The sequence below is a fragment of the Pseudomonas sp. ENNP23 genome, from assembly GCF_001728945.1.
GTDB classification, from domain to species: Bacteria; Pseudomonadota; Gammaproteobacteria; order Pseudomonadales; family Pseudomonadaceae; genus Metapseudomonas; species Metapseudomonas otitidis.
On the sequence record NZ_LYSP01000093.1, the window covers coordinates 1 to 2,176 of the forward strand.

3 protein-coding genes are annotated in these 2,176 nt (G+C 52.9%); all 3 read left to right on the top strand.

The features are described from left to right. On the top strand, positions 1-445 hold a 445-nt coding region (locus A9G05_RS26120), incomplete at its 5' end, for a VRR-NUC domain-containing protein (RefSeq protein WP_256548492.1). A gap of 16 nt (positions 446-461) precedes the next feature. Continuing rightward, on the top strand, positions 462-1,550 hold the full coding sequence (locus A9G05_RS26125) for a DUF3396 domain-containing protein (protein ID WP_069563699.1): 1,089 nt from the start codon (positions 462-464) through the stop codon (positions 1,548-1,550). Positions 1,551-1,623: 73 nt separating this feature from the next. Further along, positions 1,624-2,176: type VI immunity family protein (locus A9G05_RS26935; RefSeq protein WP_371850591.1), on the top strand; the 553-nt coding region annotated here is incomplete at its 3' end.

Below are 2,176 nucleotides of genomic sequence, written 5' to 3' on the forward strand. Positions count from 1 at the left end.
GAACCCACCGCAGCCGATTCTCGATAGCGAGACGGGCAGCAGTCCCCACGGCTGGATACCCGGGTGGATCAAGAAGTACTGGGATGAAGACCCGGAGCATCCACCGTTCAAGAAAAATGCGGGGATGATTCGCAGGCCTGACGTGGTCATCGTCAAAGATCCCAAGAGGCCGCCCACGCAGGACAATATCAAGAAGGTGGTGGAGATGAAGTTTCCGCCGGATCCGCCAGACGATAAGCAGGCGCGAGAGTATGGAAAGATCGCTGGAAGTAACAGCAAGGTCGTGGTTATGGAGTCCGGCGATTGTGACTGTAGTCAGGAAAATCAGCAGTCCAAAGTGCCTGCCGAACAACTGGGCTGGGCAGCGACTGCCGCGCGTTTATTGATGATGGTGATAACCCGCCGACCTGCTCCGGGGTCAAAAATCCCCTCTCCCGCCTATTGATTTAAGAGGACGTGTTATGGATGAGTCAATCAACTTGGCCGAAGAGTTGGCCAAACAACTCCATATCCTGGAGATGCCTGGTCATTTATTGATGAAGGGTGGCCCCCAGGACTATATCGGTGCACTACTTTGCTTGCGCGGTACGTTGTACTTCAAAGGGGCTCATACACCCATTGTGCGTGAAGCGTTATGTCAATGTTTCGATGCCTTTGAACAGCTGGCTGGACCTCACCTCACCTGGCTTTGGCGCGAAGAGCCCCCAGAGGGCAAGCCATTGACGGCATATGCGGATGCAGAATCATTGAGAGATATGTTGGCGGCGATGGATGAAGACTATCCGCTGAGTTTTTATTACACCAGTGGCAAGCAATCTAACGATGCCAGCTCTTGGTATTTCAAGATATTTGGCCAAGCTGCTTGGGAAGCGAATATGGGGGATGATCTGAGTGTTTTGGAGTTTTCCGTCCCGCTTCTTTATCAAGAGCTGAATCCACTGGATTTCCTAAAGCTATTTCTACATTTCTCACGGCAATTATCCCCTGAGCAGGGCTATGCTGGGCATGCTTTTAACCTATCCCCAACAAGGAGAGATGCGAATGAACCCACCGAAGCTTTTATGGCGGGCCATATGCCGGGACTTGACGTTGGAACAGCTGGGCTTTTAACAGGTGCTCCCGAGTTCAAAGCTACAAGAATCAAAACCGTCAGTTGGCTGACCGTTCTCGACAACTCGCGTCTGGAGTTAGTGGGTGGCTTGGATGCGCTGCGTGCACAACTGCCTGCCAGCCATTTTGCGTTCTACGACTATGGTGCGGGTGTTGTGATCCAATCCGGTGCCTATCCGTATCTGGGCAGTGCCGGAGAAGACCCCAGACCCGCCCCCTATGTGCTTTTGAACCATGCACTCAAAGGCATTCGTTACGAGACTGTCGGTTGGCTGCATGGCGGCTCCCACAATGGTGAGTTGCGGCTGGTGGGGTGGGCGGCCGATCAGTGGCTCAAGCGTTTGGATGTGGAAGAGAGTGAAATCCCCGCGTGGCGTGAAAGGCTGCTCAATGAAGAGCCTATTCTGGATGCCTCCAACGCCTTACCAGAGCGTTTGTAAGAGGGGGATGGAAGGGTTGAGCAAGTCAATCAACTTGGCCGAAGCGCTCGCCAAACAGCCCCATATTCTGGAAATGCCCGGCCACTTGCTGATGAAGGGCGGCCCCCAAGATTATATCGGCGCACTACTTTGCTTGCGCGGCACCTTGTACTTCAAAGAGGCTCACACGCCCATTGTGCGTGAAGCCTTATGTCAATGTTTCGATGCCTTCAAGCAATTGGCCGGTCCGCACCTCACCTGGCTTTGGCGCGAAGAGCCCCCAGAGGGCAAGCCATTGACGGCATATGCGGATGTAAAATCGCTGCGTGAGATGATGGGGGCAATGGACGAAGATGATCATCTCAGCTTCTGCTACACCAGCGGAAAACAGTCGAATGATGCCAGTTCTTGGCTGTTTGATGTTTTTGGAAGGCGCGGCTGGCAAGCCAATATGGGGAATGGTCTCAGTGTGTTGGAGTTCTCGATTCCACTACTTCATCAAGAGCTGAATTCACTGGACTTCTTAAAACTGTTTCTACATTTCTCACGGCAATTATCTCCTGAGCAGGGCTATGCCGGGCATGCCTTCAACTTATCCCCAACAAGGAGGGATGCTAATGAGCCAACCGAAGCTTTTATGGCAGGCC